We start from the raw sequence: 17,792 nt of genomic DNA, 5'->3' as shown, positions 1-17,792 counted from the left end.
AAATAATATTAATAATTCTGACAACAGATATAAAAAAAAAGGGAGTGATATAAGTCAACATTATGATGACCAAAATAAATCTTCCTCAAAAAAGAATTTTTTTTCACCCAATTTCCATCTAATTATAAGTTTATAATATCCTTTTTTCAAAAGGGTTTTTGGGATAAATAATATCTTACTTGAAGATCTTAATATCTTAAAAGACCTGGTAACATCTAAATCTTTAGATGAAGATCGGAATAAAGTAAAAAAACCATGAATATTATCTAAAATTGGTGGAAATATAATTTTAATTCCAGAAGATAAGATGAATATTTGAATTTTTTTAGGAAGTTTTAATACATTTTTCTTTTCATTGATAATTTCTTGATATTTCATTTCTTCTTCATAATACTTATCTGATACAAGTTGACTTCCTATATGAGGAAAAAAAAACGCAATATAAGTGATGAAAATTATAAAAGTAACCAAAGATAATACAATTCCTGTTTCCCAACTGAATTTTATTTTCATAATCCAAACTTATAAAAAATACATAAGAATATTTAAATTGAAAACCAATTTTTCATCAATTCATTTATCCCAATCTATAATTTTTTTTCCTTGAGGAGCTTTATTTTTTATAGGTTTTTTTAGTTTTTTATTTATGAAATAAACATAACTAGATATTTTCTGAATATCATTTCCTTTAATTTCACCTGATTGACCAAAAGCACGCATAGTAGGATTATTCTTGCTTCCATACCATATAATAGAAAATATATTCTTAAATAAATTTTTTTCCATTCTGTTTATCCAGTAATCATCTGTTAAATTAGGACCTATGTTTCCACTTCCATCCGATTGATGACAAGTCGCACAATTTTCTTCAAAAAGAGTTTTCCCACTATCAACAAATTTTGGATCAAAAAAAGCATTTTCTACAGTTACTTGTGGCGTATTTTTTTCAAAAATTTCTATTTCTTTCAGTTGCTTATGATAAGCGGCTTCATATTCTTTATAAGGATTAGAAAAATCCGTGAATAAAAAAGAAAAAAAATAAATTGTAGAAAAAACGATCGTCAGATAAAAAAGATGGACCCACCACATCGGTAATTGATTATCTAATTCCAAAATTCCATCAAATCCATGATCTATTTTTTTTACCTCTTGACTCTTTTTTTTAGGATCATGAAATATAAATTTATAGAGTCTATAAAAATAATTTCCTTCATTTTCTTCAAAAATTTTTCGTCTTTCTTCTTCTGTAAGAAATTTTAGTTTTCTACGATAGATTATATTATCAATAGAATCTAAAATGAACAACAATATCGTTATAACAACAAAAAAGGATATAGTAACTGGATGAACTATGTAAGTTCGATTATTAAAACCTAAAAAAACATAGAACATAAACATTATAACGGACAAAACCGAAGGAATCATAATAAAAAAAGGAATTTTTGATCTCATATAGATTCCTGTTTCTTTTTTTTATTTTCTAAAGGAAGTAGACTTATTTTTTGATAATATTTTTTAGATTTTGAAAAAACAAAGAATAAAATGAAAAAAAAATAAAATAAGAATAAAATTAACATAATGGATTGAAATATTCCAATAGATTTTTCTGTTGAAAAATATTTTTTTAAAAAGTTTATCATTAATTTTTCAAGATTTAATATCTGTACCTAAACGTTGTAAATAAGCAATAAGTGCTATAATCTCTCTTTTTTCCAAAGGAATAAATTTATCTTTTTCTTTTTCTTTCTGTCTTTCTATTTCTTTTTTTAAACTTGGGTATTCCTGATAAATATCAGATACAATTTTATTAGCTTGAATATCCATATCTTTATGCATACTTTTTATGTATTCCATAGTATATGGAACACCTAACTTAACCATAGCTTTTATTTTTTTTTCTGTATTAGATCGGTCTAATTTGTTATAAATAAGCCAAGGATATCTAGGCATAATAGACCCTGGAGATGTAGAACGAGGATTTTCTATATGGTTATAATGCCAAGAATTAGGATTTTTCCCCCCCTCTCTAGCTAGATCAGGTCCAGTACGTTTAGAGCCCCATAAAAATGGATGATCGTATACAAATTCTCCAGCTTTTGAATACTCTCCATAACGAACGACTTCATCTCTAAAAGGACGAACTTGCGCACTATGACAAGCATTACAACCTTCTCTTACAAATAAATCTCTCCCTTCTAATTCAAGAGCTTTATAAGGTTTAACACTAGAAATAGTAGGAACGTTCGATTTTATCACTAAAGTAGGAATTATTTCTATAACTCCTCCAATAGCAACTGCAATGAAAGAAAAAATAGTGAATTTTATGGGTTTTCGTTCTAACCAACTATGAAATTTTTCTTTTTTTTCTATTTTTTTATCTGAAAAAGGAATCCCTTGAAAAGCCTCATCATTAACAAAATATCCTTTTTTTATCGTTTTGTATAGATTATAAATCATCATAATAAAACCTATAAAATAGATGACCCCACCGATAAATCTTATTTTATAAAAAGGAATAATTGATATAACTGTATCCAAAAAGTTTTTATATGCTAAAGTTCCATCAGGATTAAATTTTTTCCACATTTCAGCTTGTATCACGGATCCAAAATACAGGGGGAATATATATAATATGATCCCCAACATTCCTAACCAAAAATGAAGATTAGCTAATGATATAGAATATAGTTTTGTATTCCATAATTTTTGTGTTAACCAATAAATTATTCCAAAAGCCATGAATCCATTCCAACCTAAAGTTCCTAAATGAACATGAGCAATGATCCAGTCTGTAAAATGTCCAATGGAATTTAAGGTCTTAGTAGCCAACATGGGACCTTCAAAAGTAGCCATTCCATAACAAATAATGCCTACTAAAAAAAATTTTAAAACAGGATCTTTTTTCACTTTTTTCCAATCTCCTCTTAAAGTGAGTAACCCATTTAACATTCCACCCCAAGAAGGAGCAATGAGCATAATAGAAAAAATAGTCCCCAACATTTGTGCCCAATTAGGAAGAGATGTATACATGAGATGATGTGGTCCAGCCCATATATAGATAAATATTAAGGACCAAAAATGAATAATAGAAAGTTTGTAGGAAAAAATAGGTTGATTAGAAGCTTTTGGAACAAAATAATACATTAATCCAAGTATAGGGGTAGTTAAAATAAATGCAACAGCATTATGTCCATACCACCATTGCATTAAAGCATCCTGAACTCCTGCATATATAGAATAACTTTTGAAAGAAAGAAGATCAATAGGTAATTCAAGATTATTAAATAGGTGTAACATAGCTACAGCTACCCATGTCCCCAAAAAAAACCAAATGCTTACATATAGATGCTGGATTTTTCTTTTTAAAATACTTCCAATCATATTGATTCCATAAATACCCCAAACACAAAAAATCCATATATCTATAGGCCATTCATGTTCAGCATATTCTTTACTCGTATTTATTCCAAACAAAAAAGTAATCCAAGTAAAAAAAATGAAGAGTTGCCATCCCCAAAAATGAATCCAACTAAGAATGTCACTGAAAATTCTTGTTTTCAGTAGACGTTGTAAAGAATAATAAGAACCTGTAAAAATCACATTTCCTACAAAAGCAAATACAGCAGTATTAGTATGTAACATTCTCCAACGACCAAAACCGATGACTCCCTGAGAATGTCTTAATTTGCTCCCCAATAAAAATTCGGGAAGTTCCGGATAAAATAAGAGAAGTGCAATAAACAAACCTGCCAAAAATCCAAAAACCGCCCAAAATACTGTAGCATACAGGAATGCTTTTACAATACGATTGTTGTAATAGTTCGTTTCTATTTTCATGATCATAATAATATAGAATTATTATTTTTTTTTATAAGTCTCATCTATTAGAATTCTAATTCTAGGAGATTCACAATCATCAAACTGACCAGAATAAAGACTTATTAAAAAAATTATAAGAAAAATTCCTCCTAAAGAAAGACTAGACAATATCATAATAATTATTATATCCATATAACACAAATAAAAAAGTTTTGTTTTATCTCATCTAAGATAGAAATCTACGCGAAACCATCCAAGTAGATAAGATAGAAAAGGTAAGAACTGATAAAGAACTTAAAGGCATTAAAATAGCAGCTATAAAAGGTTTTAAATGACCTGTCACCGCAAATATGATTCCTATCCCATTGTAAAACAAACTAATCACAAAATTAACAATTACTAATTGAGTAGCTATTTTGGATATTTTTAAAAACAAAAAAATTTTCTCCAAATAATTGGCTTGAATAAAAGCATCACAACTAGGAAAAAAATTGCTTGGATTTTCTGATATAGAAACGCCCACTTCACTTTGATTTAATGCAGCATAATCATTGATTCCATCTCCAATCATCATGACCTTTTTTCCATTTCTTTGGATTTTTTTTACATAATTAAATTTTTCTTCTGGACTTTGATTAAAAAGAATTTTACTAGATTTTGGCAAAATAGATTCTAAATATTTTTTTTCTAATTCATTATTATCTCCGGATAAAATAACAATTTCATATTTTTTCAGATTTTTGAATATTTTTTTTATTCCCTTACGATAAAAATTTCTAAATAAAAAATAACCGAAAAATTTTTCGTTTATAGAAACAGCTACTGTTGTTTCTTTACAATTTTTTATTGTGATTCCTAAATATTTTGGAGATCCAACTTTTACTGAAACATTTTGAATGATCCCTTTCATTCCCTGACCTATAATTTCCTGAAAATTATTTATAGAGTAATATTCTTTCATAAAGAACTCTGTAAAAATTTTTTTACTTAAAGGATGATTGGAATTTCTTAATAAAGAGGCTATAATTTTTTTTTCTTTGTGTCTAAGCTTTTTTCCGATAAAAACAACTTTTTCTTTATTGGGATCCGTAATAGTTCCTGTTTTGTCAAAAATTAAAGTATTTATTGTAGAAATTCGTTCCATGGTAAAAATATCTTTTACATAAAATCCCTTTTTAGAAAAAAATCGGATAATATTTCCAAAAATTAATGGACTTGAAAGGACTAAAGCACAAGGACAAGTAATAATTAATACGGAAAAAGTAGTTTGAAAAACTTTTGATACATTGATAAAAGACCAATATATTCCTGTGATGATAGAAATCATTAAAATAATAGGAGTGAAATATTTGCTAAACCTATTAGATATGGAATTTAAATGAAGTAATTTTTTATGAGGAAATTTTTTTTTGTTCCATAGTAAACTCAAATAACTCTGATCTATATTTTTAATTATTTTTAAATAAATAATCTCTCCTTTTTGTTTAGATCCAGCATAAATGCGTTCTCCAATTTTTTTATTAATTAAATGAGATTCTCCTGTAATAAAACTATTATCTAATGATGCTATTCCTTTTATTAGAATAGAATCTGCAGGAATAATTTCTTCGTTTCTGATGGCAATGATATCCCCTTTTTTTAAAGAGGATAGTAAAATTTTTTCTTCTTTATTATTATTGAAAATTCTTGATACGTAAATAGGATAAAAAGATTTGTAATTTTTGTCAAAAGATAGGATTTTTCTATGAGTATGAATTTGAAACATTCTACTAAGAAGTAAAAAAAAAGAAAAACCAGCAAGACTATCAAAATATCCAGATCCTAGATCTAAAAAAACTTCATAACAACTCCATAAAAAAAGAACTCCTATTCCTATAGTAATAGGGATATCCATATTAAAAATGTGTTTTTTTAATCCTAAAAGAGCATATTTCACATGATCCATAAGAGAAAATAAAACAACCGGAAGAGAAAGAATTACCATTAAATAACGGAAAAAATTACGGTTTTCTAAAAACCATGCATCTTCATATGCCCCTACATATTCTGGAAAAGCTAGAAGCATAATGTTTCCAAAACAAAAAAAAGAAATAGCTAATTTTCCTATCAATTTTCTATCAAATATTTTTTCCTGGTTATCTTCGATAGATTCAGAATTGATAGATGGTTTATAACCAATTTTTTCAAGAAAAACAGCTAATTCACTTAATTTCAATTTTTTATTTTTGAATATTATTCCAACTTTTTTATTGGAAAAATCTACAGTAGATTCAAGAATATATTTATGATGATTAGATAGATTTTCTAAAACAGAAATGCACGAACTACAATAAATGGAAGGGATGAAAAAACGAACGAAGGTAAGATTTTGATCTTTAAAATCAATTATTTTTTCTGCTATTTTTTCATCATCAAGAAAATCAAAATTTTCCGTTTTTTTCATTAAGGAATTATTTATTCTCCTATATATTTTTTGTATTCTTCGAAAGACATTAACCGATTATATTCTTTTTTTTCCAAAATTTCTATTTGAAGAATCCAACCTTCTTCATAAGGATTTTTATTTATATACTCTGGTTTTGAGAATAAAATTTTATTAATTTCTAGTATTTTTCCGGAAACAGGCATAAACAAATCTGACACTGTTTTAACAGCTTCTATAGTTCCAAAAACCTTTCCTTCTTTCATTTCTGTTCCTATAACAATCTCATCTATATCTAGGTAGACAATATCTCCTAATTCCTTTTGGGCAAAATGGGTAATTCCAATATAGGCTTTTTCTTTGTTAACCTCGAACCCTATCCATTCATGATTTTTGCTATACTTTAAATTATTGGGATTCATTTTTAATAATGATTTTATTTTTCTTACATAAAAAACCGAAAAATTTTATAGAAAAAAGAATCAAAAATAGTGGATCGTGAATTTCTTATTTTTATTAAATAATTATTTAATCTTTTCTCTATTCCTTGAGAGGTTTCTTGATCTAATTTCCATAAAAGATACTTTTCTATTTGATCAATCAATCGATCATCATACTGGAATGAAGTAGCATAACCAGCCTTTTTAAGACCTGTAGCCCAGCCTTGATAATCTTTTTTTTTAAGAAAAAAAAGTTCAGAATAACGTGATTGTTTCAAAAATTTTGAATGATCATGAAAAGATTCTCTGACAGAATTATATTTACGAAAACATTCCTTTGGGAGATCATCATCGTGATAATAAACATCTCCTCTCCAAGTTTTTCCACATTTGATTCCAAAATGATTATTAGTGGCTTTAGCTAAAGAACTATTTCCAAAAGATGACTCTAACATTCCCTGTCCTAATTTAATACTAGCCGGTATTCCAAACTTTTCCATTTCCTCAACAGCAAATAAAGCATATTTTTTAACATATTCAATAACATTTTGTATTTCCATTTCCTCTTTTTTCTCTTCTTTTGAAGATAAAAAGAGAGAATTTATGGAAAAGAAGAATAAAAAATAAAAAAATTCTTTCATCAGGAATAAAATTACGGATTTTTTGTCTATTGATTGCCTCAAGTAAAAAGGTTCCATACTAAACCTATTTTAATAAAAAAATTTTGTTTTTTAGATTTTTGATTCTCTTCAGGAAAGCCTAGATTTTCTAGACTCGCATAAAAGTTAGTTCTAAATAACTTTAGATTCAAAAAATAATCTATAAAAGGACTTCCTCCTATTTTTTTTGGGAAACATTCGTTCTCTAAATAAAAATAAAATAGATCAAATGGATAGGAAAAGTTTTGATAGGGAAATTTACTAAAATAATGAATAGAAAATCCAGTTTGGATTAATAATGCTTGATGAAAATAATAATCTTTGTAAGAGATGGTATTTCTTGAAATAAAATTTGGAATGGAAAAAATTAATTGATCAGAGTTCTGTTTTTGACATAAAATCATATGGTTGAATTGAAGTTTCCATAGATTATGAATGACTCCTATTTTAAAAATATAGGAAGATATATACTTCCAATATAAAAAATTTTTATTTTCATTTTCATTTTGATAAGGATGGTTTATTTTAGATATGTTCAAAGAACAATCCATATATTTATAAAATATAGATAAGTCTATTGATTTTGTATTTAATACGATATTATTTTTTTTTCTATTATAACAGTTATTATCTCTTTGAAAAATGGGAAAATTGATAAAAGAAGGAAAAATATTTTTGTTCATGTTTAAATTCATTAAAAGATAAAATTCTGGAAAGAAAATTGTATCCAATTGAATATTTGCTTGTAAATGATTTTTGAATTTATCTCTATTTTCTATCATCCATTTTCCATTAGAATGAAATTTAAACATTTTATTAACCAAATAATGAATTTTTGCTTCCATTGTAAATCTATTTAGATTTAGATCTTCTTTTTTATGAAAATTCATAAAAATTTTATAGAATAAATGATTTGAAAATAATTGAGAACGGATCTTATCATAAGAAACTCCTATTTCTATATTTGATTTTTCCTGATTGAAAATTAAAAAACACTCATTTTTTAATGAGGATATATTGATCATATTGTTTGGAAATTCTTTTTTCGAAGAAAAATGAGTTTTAAAATATTTTGTGTATTCCATATGGTTTTTCAAAAAAAATGATTTTCCATTCTCTAATTTTATCCAAGATGAAAAAGGAAAAATTTTTTGAAGGAAATTTATATCCATTCTTTGATAAAAGAAATTCTTTTTTTCTTGAAAAGAATTCATATTATCCGTAGTGTTCCAAAATATTTTTTTTTTTTCTTTTTGTCTATAAAAATTTTGATAGAGATAATGTCCCCAAAATTTATAATGATTGGGGAGATGATTTTGATCGGTAGTAAATGTGATTAAAAAAAAACTATTCTTTTTTTCTATTTTTGGTCTTTTTTGAAAAAAAAGATTTCTATACTCTATAGAATAATTGGTTCTTTTATTAGGGCTTTGAGTAAAAAATCCTCCTAGGATTTTATAAGGAATCTTCATATAAAAAATCTCGGAAAGCGGAGTCTTTACGTCAAAAAATCGAATTTTTTCACGAGAAAAAAAAACGTTAGGATTTTTATTATCAAAAAAAGGAATGAAGATCTCTTTATCCTGATATTGAAATGAACCAAAATTATCTTTTCTAAAAAAATTATAAGAATAATTAGAAGGAGATGTCAGATCTAAATTTTTTTTTTGAGGATTTTCTTCTGTCCAGTATTGATAATCTTGAGGAACAGGAAAAACAGAATGAGAAATATTCATAGAAAAATTTTTTGGATCCAAAGTTTTTATTTCCATGGAAAAAGTGACATAAACTCCTATAAATAAGAAAGTAAAAATGAATATTTTCATATATATAATTAATAATTGTAATTGAATTACAAATTCTACTACTTAATAAATATCCTATAGATATATAAAAAATTTATTTATCTTTGCGATAGGTAAATTCTGAAGTAAAAATATATAGATAATCTTCGATTTGTATTAATCATCCCTAATAGCATAGAAATAGCATAGCAAAAGGGTGGATATCCAACAAACAAAAAAATATTTATGAGGCTCGTCTTTGTGGCGGCCTTTTTTTCATCATGTTTTTCATCATGTCAAAATGTTATAAATCATGTTCAAATTTAGTTTTAGAACTATTCAGAAAAAAATTTTGGCTGATAGTACTACACCAATAGAATTATATTTAAAATTAAGAGATCGTTTTCCGAAAACTTTGTTGTTAGAAACTTCCGATGATCCTATTAATAAAAATAGGTGTTCTTCCATTCTTTGTATTAATCCAGTTTCTGAATGGATTTTAGATAAAAATGTAGTACGTATATCGTATCCAAATTATGTTCATAAACATATTTTCATAAATGATAGATTAGATATCCCAATTTTAATTGATGATTTTCTACAAAAATTTCAAAGCGAAAACACTTCAATTTCTTATTCTGGATTTTATGGATATATATCTTACGATAGTATTCAATATTTTGAAAATATTCAGTTTCATGCTTCTATTAAAGAATCTTATAATTTGCCAAAAATCAGATTTGGATTTTATGGAAATTTAATAATATTTCATCCATTTTATAATGAAATGTATTTAGTAGAACACAAATTTCCTAATATTGAAAAGACATCTATAGATCAACTAGTTGAATTAGTTAAAAGAAAAAATTTTTCAGTTTTTTCTTTCAAATCTATAGGAATCCGTTCGTCTAACGTTACAGATCAAGAATACAAAAAAATGGTAGATAGAGGAATAAAAGCTTGTTTACGTGGAGATGTGTTCCAAATCGTTCTATCCCGTCAATTTCAACAAAAATTTAAAGGAGATGAATTTAATGTGTATCGTGCTTTACGATTTATTAATCCTTCTCCATATTTATTTTATTTTGATTATGGAAACTATAAGTTATTTGGTTGTTCTCCAGAATCTCAATTGGTGATTCATAATCAAATCGCCTACATAAATCCGATAGCAGGGACGATCAGAAGATCAGAGAATGAAAATACAGACAAAAAATTATCTGAAGATCTTTCTAAGAATCCTAAAGAAAATGCAGAACATGTCATGTTAGTTGATTTAGCAAGAAATGATTTAAGTAAAAATTCCTCTAATGTAAGAGTAGAATATTTTAAGGAAATACAGGAATTTTCACATGTATTACATATGGTCTCCAAAGTATCTGGAAAATTAGAAAAAAATATATCCATTATAAAAGTATTTGGAGATTCTTTTCCTGCAGGAACTCTTTCTGGAGCACCGAAATACAAAGCTATGGAATTGATTGATCAAATAGAAAATCAACATAGGGGAGTATATGGTGGAGCTATTGGGTTTTTTGGATTAGATAATAATTATATGAATACAGCTATTGTTATTCGTTCTTTTGTCAGTAAAAACAATATTCTTTTTTTTCAAGCTGGAGCAGGTATAGTTTCCGATTCTAAAGAAGAAAAAGAGTTGGAAGAAGTGAATAATAAACTTATGGCCTTATTTAAGGCTATAGAATTCGCTAAAAATATATGAAAAAGTATGAGAAGTAAAATACTAATATTGGATAATTATGATTCTTTTACATACAATCTTGTTCACGCAGTAAAAAAACTTACAAAAAATCCTGTAAAAGTATCTAGAAACAATGAAATTAAACTTTCTGATATAGAAAAATACAGTAAAATAATTCTTTCTCCAGGACCTGGTATTCCTGATGAAGCGCATATTTTAAAACCTTTAGTCAAAACATATGCTTCTAGTAAAAGTATTTTGGGAGTTTGTTTAGGTCAGCAAGCTATAGGAGAAGTATTTGGAGCTACTCTTCTAAACACTAAAGAAGTTTATCATGGAATAACTAGTTTAATCAAGATTGTTGATTCACAAGAAATTCTTTTTCAAAAAATTCCTAAAAAAATAAAAGTTGGACGTTATCATTCCTGGATTATCTCTCCACACAATTTTCCTAGGGATCTTAAGATTACAGCTATTGGAGATAAAGGAGAAATTATGGCTTTACGTCATAGATTTTATGATGTACGCGGAGTTCAATTTCATCCAGAATCTATTTTAACTCCATATGGAGAAGAAATTATAAATAATTGGCTGAGTATAAATTAATTATGATAAAGTTACTGAATCATCTCTTTTTAGAAAAAACTCTTACAAAAGAAGAAGCTAAAAATATTCTTATAGATCTATTAAAAGGAAAAATAAATCCTACTCAAGTCATAGCTATGGCAATAGTGTATAACATGAGAAAACCTTCTTTAGAAGAAATATTAGGATTTCAGCAGGCTTTGATGGAATTATGTATTCCAGTGAATTTAACAGACTTTCATGCTATTGACATTGTTGGAACAGGTGGAGACGGAAAAAATACTTTCAATATTTCTACTCTAGCATGTTTTATTGTTGCAGGGGCAGGAGAAAAAGTAATCAAACATGGAAATTTTGGTTTTTCCTCTAGAACTGGATCTTCAAATCTTTTGGAAAAGTTAGGTTACCATTTTACGAATAAGGAAGAAAAATTAAGGAAACAATTAGAAGAAGTGGGATTTTGTTATTTACATGCTCCTATATTTCATCCGACATTAGATATCCTATCTTCTGTAAGAAAAGAACTAGGCATAAGAACTTTTTTCAATTTACTTGGACCATTATTAAATCCTGGAAAACCAAAAAATCAATTATTAGGAGTTCACAATCTAGAATTAGCCAGAATGTATTATTATATATATCAAAATACGGAGAATAATTACGCTATTGTTCACAGCTTAGATGGTTATGATGAAATTTCACTTACTGGAGATATAAAATGTTATTCTCCAAATGGAGAAAAATTTTATTCTTTAGAAGAATTAGGAAAAAATAAGGTGAATCCTGAGGAATTAAAAGGTGGAACAGATACGGAAGAAAATACACGGATATTTATTAGAGTATTGTCTGGAGAAGGAAGTATAGCTCAAAATGAAGTTGTTTTGATCAACGCTACATTTGCCTTGAGTCTTTTAAATCAAGATAGTTGGGAACATAACTATGATAAAGCGAAATATTCTTTGAAAAGTGGAAAAGCTAAAAATATTCTCAAAAAGTTGTTAGATTTATGAATCTTCTTGATAAAATTATTTCTGTAAAGCAAAAAGAAGTATCCAAGAATAGGATCCAATATCCCATCCAAAAATTGGAAAATAGCATTTTATTTAATAGAAAACCTCTTTCTTTAGTTAGAAGTATAGAAGAAAAAAGTAGCGTTGGAATTATTGCCGAATTTAAACGTAAATCTCCTTCTAAAGGTATAATTAATGATACAGTATCTATGGAAAAAGTGGTCAAAGATTATGAAGAAGCTGGTGTTAGTGGAATATCTATTCTTACAGATTATTCCTTTTTTTATGGAAAAAATGAAAACTTAACAAAAACACGTTCAATTGTTTCTATTCCTTTATTAAGAAAGGATTTTATTATTGATGAATATCAAATTATAGAATCAAAATCTATAGGATCTGATGTTATTTTATTGATAGCAGAAATTCTCTCTAAGAAAAAAATTAAAGATTTTACTTCTTTAGCAAAGAGTATAGATTTGGAAGTGATTATAGAAATACACTGTGAAAAAGAAATAGAAAAATTGACAGAAAATTCAGATATCATAGGAATTAACAATAGAAATTTGCGAAACTTTCTTGTAGATTTCAAAAATTGTTCAAAACTAGTTTCAAAAGTTCCTAAAAATTATATGAAAATAGCAGAAAGTGGAATTACAGATGTAGAAAGTATTCTACATTTAAGAAAAAAAGGATTTAAAGGTTTTTTAATTGGAGAAAATTTCATGAAAGATAAAGATCCTGGAAAGAGTTGTAGAAACATGATTCAAGCATTAAAAAGTTACGAAAATAAAAATCACAATGAAATTTAGGCATTTAAAAATAAAAGTATGCGGAATGAAATTTCATATACAAGAAATATCTAATCTGTTTCCAGATTTTTTAGGTTTTATTTATTATCCTAGTTCTCCTAGATTTGTAGGATATAATTTCATTCCTCCTAAATTAAAAAAAGGAATATGGAAAACGGGGGTTTTCGTCAATGAATCGAAATACAATGTATTAAAAATTAGTAAAGAAAATAAATTGGATTTTGTTCAATTACATGGAAAGGAAAGTCCTTTTTATTGTGAAGATCTACTAAAAAAAGGCTTAAAATTAATAAAAACCTTTAGTATAGAAGAATCTTTTTCCTTCAAAAAGGTTAAAGATTATATATTCTTATGTGATTATTTTTTATTTGATACTAAAACCAAATCCTATGGAGGAAGTGGAAAAAAATTTAGATGGGAAAAATTATATGAATATAATTTTGATGTTCCATTTTTTTTAAGTGGTGGTTTAGGAACGAATGATTTTGATGAAATTAAAAATTTTTTTCATTCGCACTCTAAAATGTTTGGAATTGATATTAATAGTCAATTTGAAATAGAACCAGGGAAAAAAAATAATATAGCAGTAAACAGTTTTATGAAAAAAATAAGAGAATAATGAAATACTTAGCCGATAAAAATGGATATTACGACTCATTTGGTGGGGCTTTTATTCCTGAAATGTTGCAGGGACAAATAATTGAATTACAAACTCATTACAAAGAAATTATTAAAAGTTCAGAATTTCAAAATTCATTTAAAGATATATTAAAGAATTACGTAGGAAGACCTACTCCTTTATTTTTTAGTAAAAAATATTCCGATAAATATGGAGGTAAGATTTACCTTAAAAGAGAAGATTTAAATCATACGGGATCCCATAAAATTAACAATACAGTAGGTCAAACTTTATTAGCTAAAACATTAGGGAAAAAAAAGATTATTGCTGAAACAGGTGCCGGACAACATGGAGTAGCCACAGCTACTACTTGTGCTTTAATGAATTTAGAATGTATGATTTTTATGGGAGAAAAAGATATGGAACGTCAATCTTCTAATGTTTTACGAATGAAAGCTCTTGGAGCTAAAGTTATTTCAGTTATTAGTGGAGATAAGACACTTAAAGATGCCGTTAATGAAGCTATTCGTTTTTGGATCAATCATTCAGAATGTTATTATTTAATAGGATCCACAATAGGTCCTCATCCGTATCCTCAAATGGTTTCAGATTTTCAATCGATTATCAGTGAAGAAATCAAGAACCAATTAGAAGAAAAAGAAGGATGTAAATTTCCAAATTATGTTGTTGCTTGTATAGGTGGAGGAAGTAACGCAGCGGGATCTTTTTATCATTTTTTAGATCATGATTTCGTCAATCTCATTGCAGTGGAGGCTGCTGGTTTAGGAGTCCATACAAAAAAGACAGCTGCTTCTATCCATTGCGGAACTAAAGGAATATTACATGGAAGTATGACCTTTATTTTACAGAATCAAGATGGTCAAGTTCTTCCTACTTATTCTATATCAGCTGGTTTAGATTATCCAGGAATAGGGCCTATGCATGCAAATCTTTTTTTAAAAAAACGTGTAAATTTTTTACATGCTACAGATGAAGAAGCTTTACAAGCAGGATATGAATTGATCCGATTAGAAGGAATTATTCCTGCATTGGAAAGTGCTCACGCATTAGCTGCCTTAAGAAAAATTTCGTTTAAAATAAACGAGGTGATTATTGTTAATTTATCGGGAAGAGGGGATAAGGATATTAATGTCTATAATAAATTTTTTGATAAGTATTCTAATAAATATGAACAAACTACATAAGTTCTTTGAATTAAAAAAGAAAAATATATTGTGCATTTATTTCACAGCGGGTTATCCAACCATAAGTAGCACAGAAAAAATAGTCACCACTTTACAGGATCTTCCTGTAGATTTAATTGAAATAGGGATTCCTTATTCGGATCCTTTAGCAGATGGAATAGTTATTCAAACTAGTAATAAAATTTCGTTAAAAAATGGAATGAATATTTCTTTGTTATTTTCACAAATAAAAAAGATTAAAGATTCTATAAGAACCCCTATTATTCTTATGGGGTATTACAATCAGTTTTATCAATTTGGAGAAGAAAATTTTTTAAAAAAAAGTAATGAATCCGGAATATCTGGACTAATTTTTCCAGATTTACCTGTCAATGTTTTTTTAGAAAAATATCAAAAAATGTTTAAAAAATATTTTTTATCTATGATATTCTTGGTTACACCAAAAACAGATCCAGATAGAATTTCCTTATTAAGTGGAATAACCGATGGTTTTTTATATTTAATTTCTTCTAATTCTGTAACTGGAAAGCCGATTTCTTTTGGAGAAGAGCAAATTTCCTATTTTAAGAGAATACAAAAATTTTCTCCACATGTATCTAAATTAATTGGATTTGGAATAAGAGATAAAAAAACCTTTGAGATTTCATGTCAATATGCAGATGGAGGAATAATAGGAAGTTCTTTCATTCAATCATTAAATAAAAATAGATTGGAATCTAGTATTCGAGAATATATAAAATCTATTTTAGGATAGTCGTTAATTTTCTTTTTCCAAAAAGAGATGTTCCTAACCGAATATAGGTACTCCCATATTCTATAGCTATGGGATAATCATTACTCATTCCCATGGATAGGATGTAATGTTGGTATTTTCTTTGATATTCATCATATAATTTTTTTAAAAAAAAAAATTCCTGTCTTATTTTTTGAATAGAAGCATGAAGAGAGGCCATTCCCATTAATCCAATAATTTTTACATTTTTCATATGATGATATATATCATGATTCATAATATGATCTGCTTCTTGATTTGTGATGCCTGTTTTATTTCTTTCATTACAAATTTTTATTTGTAATAGACAATTTATCAATCGATTATTCTTAAACGCTTCTTTATTAATTATTTGAAGATGTTCTATTTTTTGAACACTCTGGATGAGATGAATGAAAGGAACTATGTATTTCAATTTATTTTTTTGAATTACCCCAATCATATGCCAACGAATATCTTTTGGTAATTTTTGATATTTTTGAATCATTTCTTGAACATAATTTTCTCCAAAATCTCTATGTCCTATTTGATAGAGTCTTTCTATGGAAGAGACACTTTGGTTTTTAGATACAACTAAAATTTTAATGTTTTTAGGAATGGATTTTTTTATGGAAAAAAATCTAGATTCAAGGTCTTTCATTTTTTTTTTTTTAAGAAAATTTTTTTTCAAATTCTTTCATGATCTCAATTAAAAATTGAACACTTTCTAATGGAAGTGCGTTATATATACTCGCACGATATCCTCCTAAAGATCTATGACCATCTAATCCTACAATATTTTCTTTTTTCCACATGGAATTAAATTCTTGTTCTAGATTTTTGTTTTTTAAAAAAAAAGAAACGTTCATATTTGAACGATCTTCTTTATGAATTTTATTTTCAAATAAATTACTCTTATCTATTTCGTTATATAATAATTTTGCTTTTTTTTGATTCTCTTTTTCTAAAATAGAAAGACCTCCTTTATTTTCTATCCATTCTAAAGTTAACATAGAAGTATAAATAGAAAATACATTTGGCGTATTTAAAATCCTGTTATTTTTTATATGAATATTATAATCGAGATAGGAAGGAATGTTTTTTTTTATTTTTCCTAAAATTTCTTTGTTGATTATAACAATAGTCATTCCTGCAGAACTTACATTTTTTTGAGCAGAAGCATAGATTAAACTAAATTGACAAAAATTTAATTTTCTGCTAAAAATATCGGAGGACATATCACAAACTATTGGTACAGTAGGATGAGGAAATTTTTTCATTTGTGTACCTACAATGGTGTTATTCGAAGTACAATGAAAATAATCTACTTCATCTGGAACTTGATAAGTTTTTGATATATATATATAGTTCTTTTTTTTTCCAGAAAAAAGGATTCTTACTTTTCCAAATTTTTCCGCTTCTTTAATTGCATTATAAGCCCATATTCCTGTGTCTAAATAAGCTGCTTCTTTTTTCATTAAATTATATGGGACCATACTAAATTGCAATGTAGCTCCTCCTTGAAGAAATAAAACCGCATAGTCCTCATTTAAATTCATCACACGTTTGACTAAATCAGTGGTTTTTTCCATTATCTCTATAAAATCTTTACTTCTATGAGATATTTCAAGTAGAGATAATCCACATTGATTATAATCCAAGACAGATTGAGCTGATTTTCTAATCACTTGTTTTGGTAAAATAGAAGGACCTGCATTGAAATTATGTATTTTCATAAATAGAATAACTAATTCTTCCCAAAATTAAAAAAAATCCTAATGGTATTTGCATGAATAAGGTGTATTAAATCAATTATATTTTTACTCCCAATATTCTTTTTGTTTTTTCTGTTACTTTAAATCTATCATCTAAACGATTTCCTACAATCCAAATAATTTTCTCATTTCCATTAACTAATAACCAGGTATGTTCCTTTTCAAAAAGAGAAAATTTTTTCTCTTTATAATATTTGCTTAATTTTTTTTTT

18 protein-coding genes are annotated in these 17,792 nt (G+C 26.8%); 7 read left to right on the top strand and 11 right to left on the bottom strand.

The genetic code is table 11. From position 1 onward, the window contains the following. Positions 1–60: 60 nt before the first annotated feature. From H0H45_RS01145 to H0H45_RS01105, 9 genes are all read right to left on the bottom strand, one after another. Positions 61–513, bottom strand: coding sequence for a FixH family protein (locus H0H45_RS01145; RefSeq protein WP_185866779.1), 453 nt, complete (start codon positions 511–513; stop codon positions 61–63). A 60-nt stretch (positions 514–573) separates the two neighbouring features. Then, positions 574–1,452 carry a cbb3-type cytochrome c oxidase N-terminal domain-containing protein gene (locus H0H45_RS01140; protein ID WP_185866778.1) on the bottom strand — a complete coding sequence of 293 codons (879 nt, stop codon included), beginning with the start codon at positions 1,450–1,452 and terminating at the stop codon, positions 574–576. Further along, the gene (locus H0H45_RS01135) at positions 1,449–1,640 is read right to left on the bottom strand and encodes a cytochrome oxidase (RefSeq protein ID WP_185866777.1); all 192 of its coding nucleotides are present in this window, start codon (positions 1,638–1,640) and stop codon (positions 1,449–1,451) included. The genes H0H45_RS01140 and H0H45_RS01135 overlap by 4 nt, the downstream gene beginning before the upstream one ends. A 7-nt stretch (positions 1,641–1,647) precedes the next feature. Next, entirely contained in the window at positions 1,648–3,837 is a 2,190-nt protein-coding gene (ccoN, locus tag H0H45_RS01130) for a cytochrome-c oxidase, cbb3-type subunit I (protein WP_185866776.1), read from the bottom strand. Positions 3,838–3,858: 21 nt separating this feature from the next. Continuing rightward, complete coding sequence (gene ccoS / locus H0H45_RS01125; RefSeq protein WP_238785255.1) at positions 3,859–3,993, bottom strand: cbb3-type cytochrome oxidase assembly protein CcoS; 135 nt, start codon at positions 3,991–3,993, stop codon at positions 3,859–3,861. Positions 3,994–4,045: 52 nt separating this feature from the next. Beyond that, positions 4,046–6,262, bottom strand: coding sequence for a heavy metal translocating P-type ATPase (locus tag H0H45_RS01120; RefSeq protein WP_185866774.1), 2,217 nt, complete (start codon positions 6,260–6,262; stop codon positions 4,046–4,048). Between the two features lie 11 nt (positions 6,263–6,273). Beyond that, on the bottom strand, positions 6,274–6,663 hold the full coding sequence (gene gcvH / locus H0H45_RS01115; protein ID WP_185866773.1) for a glycine cleavage system protein GcvH: 390 nt from the start codon (positions 6,661–6,663) through the stop codon (positions 6,274–6,276). A 23-nt stretch (positions 6,664–6,686) separates the two neighbouring features. Next, complete coding sequence (locus H0H45_RS01110; RefSeq protein ID WP_238785238.1) at positions 6,687–7,241, bottom strand: glycoside hydrolase family 73 protein; 555 nt, start codon at positions 7,239–7,241, stop codon at positions 6,687–6,689. A gap of 119 nt (positions 7,242–7,360) precedes the next feature. Then, positions 7,361–9,166 (bottom strand): putative porin, encoded by a 1,806-nt coding sequence (locus H0H45_RS01105; protein WP_185866771.1) that lies wholly within the window; start codon positions 9,164–9,166, stop codon positions 7,361–7,363. Positions 9,167–9,437: 271 nt separating this feature from the next. Here H0H45_RS01105 and H0H45_RS01100 point away from each other — a divergent pair, with 271 nt between their 5' ends. The 7 genes from H0H45_RS01100 to trpA are packed head-to-tail and all read left to right on the top strand — an operon-like array spanning position 9,438 to position 15,808. Then, positions 9,438–10,847 (top strand): anthranilate synthase component I family protein, encoded by a 1,410-nt coding sequence (locus tag H0H45_RS01100; RefSeq protein WP_185866770.1) that lies wholly within the window; start codon positions 9,438–9,440, stop codon positions 10,845–10,847. Positions 10,848–10,853: 6 nt separating this feature from the next. Beyond that, positions 10,854–11,432: an anthranilate synthase component II gene (locus H0H45_RS01095; RefSeq protein ID WP_185866769.1), complete on the top strand. Its 579-nt coding sequence runs from the start codon at positions 10,854–10,856 to the stop codon at positions 11,430–11,432. 2 nt (positions 11,433–11,434) lie between these two features. Beyond that, a complete protein-coding gene (gene trpD, locus H0H45_RS01090) occupies positions 11,435–12,421 on the top strand; it encodes an anthranilate phosphoribosyltransferase (RefSeq protein ID WP_185866768.1) in 987 nt (328 codons plus the stop codon). Beyond that, a complete protein-coding gene (trpC, locus tag H0H45_RS01085; protein WP_185866767.1) occupies positions 12,418–13,230 on the top strand; it encodes an indole-3-glycerol phosphate synthase TrpC in 813 nt (270 codons plus the stop codon). Before trpD ends, trpC begins: the two co-directional genes overlap by 4 nt. Before the next feature lie 25 nt (positions 13,231–13,255). Further along, entirely contained in the window at positions 13,256–13,849 is a 594-nt protein-coding gene (trpF, locus tag H0H45_RS01080; RefSeq protein WP_238785237.1) for a phosphoribosylanthranilate isomerase, read from the top strand. Continuing rightward, a complete protein-coding gene (trpB, locus tag H0H45_RS01075; RefSeq protein ID WP_185866765.1) occupies positions 13,849–15,054 on the top strand; it encodes a tryptophan synthase subunit beta in 1,206 nt (401 codons plus the stop codon). The genes trpF and trpB overlap by 1 nt, the downstream gene beginning before the upstream one ends. Next, a complete protein-coding gene (trpA, locus tag H0H45_RS01070) occupies positions 15,038–15,808 on the top strand; it encodes a tryptophan synthase subunit alpha (RefSeq protein ID WP_185866764.1) in 771 nt (256 codons plus the stop codon). Before trpB ends, trpA begins: the two co-directional genes overlap by 17 nt. Here trpA and H0H45_RS01065 read toward each other — a convergent pair. Both H0H45_RS01065 and serC read right to left on the bottom strand, forming a co-directional pair. Continuing rightward, complete coding sequence (locus H0H45_RS01065; protein ID WP_185866763.1) at positions 15,795–16,466, bottom strand: YggS family pyridoxal phosphate-dependent enzyme; 672 nt, start codon at positions 16,464–16,466, stop codon at positions 15,795–15,797. The genes trpA and H0H45_RS01065 overlap by 14 nt on opposite strands. Positions 16,467–16,476: 10 nt before the next feature. Further along, the gene (gene serC / locus H0H45_RS01060; protein WP_185866762.1) at positions 16,477–17,541 is read right to left on the bottom strand and encodes a 3-phosphoserine/phosphohydroxythreonine transaminase; all 1,065 of its coding nucleotides are present in this window, start codon (positions 17,539–17,541) and stop codon (positions 16,477–16,479) included. Positions 17,542–17,792: the final 251 nt, after the last annotated feature.

This window comes from Blattabacterium cuenoti (assembly GCF_014252095.1).
GTDB lineage: Bacteria > Bacteroidota > Bacteroidia > Flavobacteriales > Blattabacteriaceae > Blattabacterium > Blattabacterium cuenoti_F.
Note: the sequence above shows the minus strand (reverse complement) of the source record. Positions and strands in the feature narration are given on the sequence as shown.

Coding starts and splice junctions, on each gene's coding strand:
- H0H45_RS01145 (WP_185866779.1), bottom strand. CDS start 513: ATGAAAATAAAATTCAGTTGGGAAACAGGAATTGTATTATCTTTGGTT.
- H0H45_RS01140 (WP_185866778.1), bottom strand. CDS start 1,452: ATGAGATCAAAAATTCCTTTTTTTATTATGATTCCTTCGGTTTTGTCC.
- H0H45_RS01135 (WP_185866777.1), bottom strand. CDS start 1,640: ATGATAAACTTTTTAAAAAAATATTTTTCAACAGAAAAATCTATTGGA.
- ccoN (WP_185866776.1), bottom strand. CDS start 3,837: ATGAAAATAGAAACGAACTATTACAACAATCGTATTGTAAAAGCATTC.
- ccoS (WP_238785255.1), bottom strand. CDS start 3,993: ATGATATTGTCTAGTCTTTCTTTAGGAGGAATTTTTCTTATAATTTTT.
- H0H45_RS01120 (WP_185866774.1), bottom strand. CDS start 6,262: ATGAAAAAAACGGAAAATTTTGATTTTCTTGATGATGAAAAAATAGCA.
- gcvH (WP_185866773.1), bottom strand. CDS start 6,663: ATGAATCCCAATAATTTAAAGTATAGCAAAAATCATGAATGGATAGGG.
- H0H45_RS01110 (WP_238785238.1), bottom strand. CDS start 7,241: ATGGAAATACAAAATGTTATTGAATATGTTAAAAAATATGCTTTATTT.
- H0H45_RS01105 (WP_185866771.1), bottom strand. CDS start 9,166: ATGAAAATATTCATTTTTACTTTCTTATTTATAGGAGTTTATGTCACT.
- H0H45_RS01100 (WP_185866770.1), top strand. CDS start 9,438: ATGTTCAAATTTAGTTTTAGAACTATTCAGAAAAAAATTTTGGCTGAT.
- H0H45_RS01095 (WP_185866769.1), top strand. CDS start 10,854: ATGAGAAGTAAAATACTAATATTGGATAATTATGATTCTTTTACATAC.
- trpD (WP_185866768.1), top strand. CDS start 11,435: ATGATAAAGTTACTGAATCATCTCTTTTTAGAAAAAACTCTTACAAAA.
- trpC (WP_185866767.1), top strand. CDS start 12,418: ATGAATCTTCTTGATAAAATTATTTCTGTAAAGCAAAAAGAAGTATCC.
- trpF (WP_238785237.1), top strand. CDS start 13,256: ATGAAATTTCATATACAAGAAATATCTAATCTGTTTCCAGATTTTTTA.
- trpB (WP_185866765.1), top strand. CDS start 13,849: ATGAAATACTTAGCCGATAAAAATGGATATTACGACTCATTTGGTGGG.
- trpA (WP_185866764.1), top strand. CDS start 15,038: ATGAACAAACTACATAAGTTCTTTGAATTAAAAAAGAAAAATATATTG.
- H0H45_RS01065 (WP_185866763.1), bottom strand. CDS start 16,466: ATGAAAGACCTTGAATCTAGATTTTTTTCCATAAAAAAATCCATTCCT.
- serC (WP_185866762.1), bottom strand. CDS start 17,541: ATGAAAATACATAATTTCAATGCAGGTCCTTCTATTTTACCAAAACAA.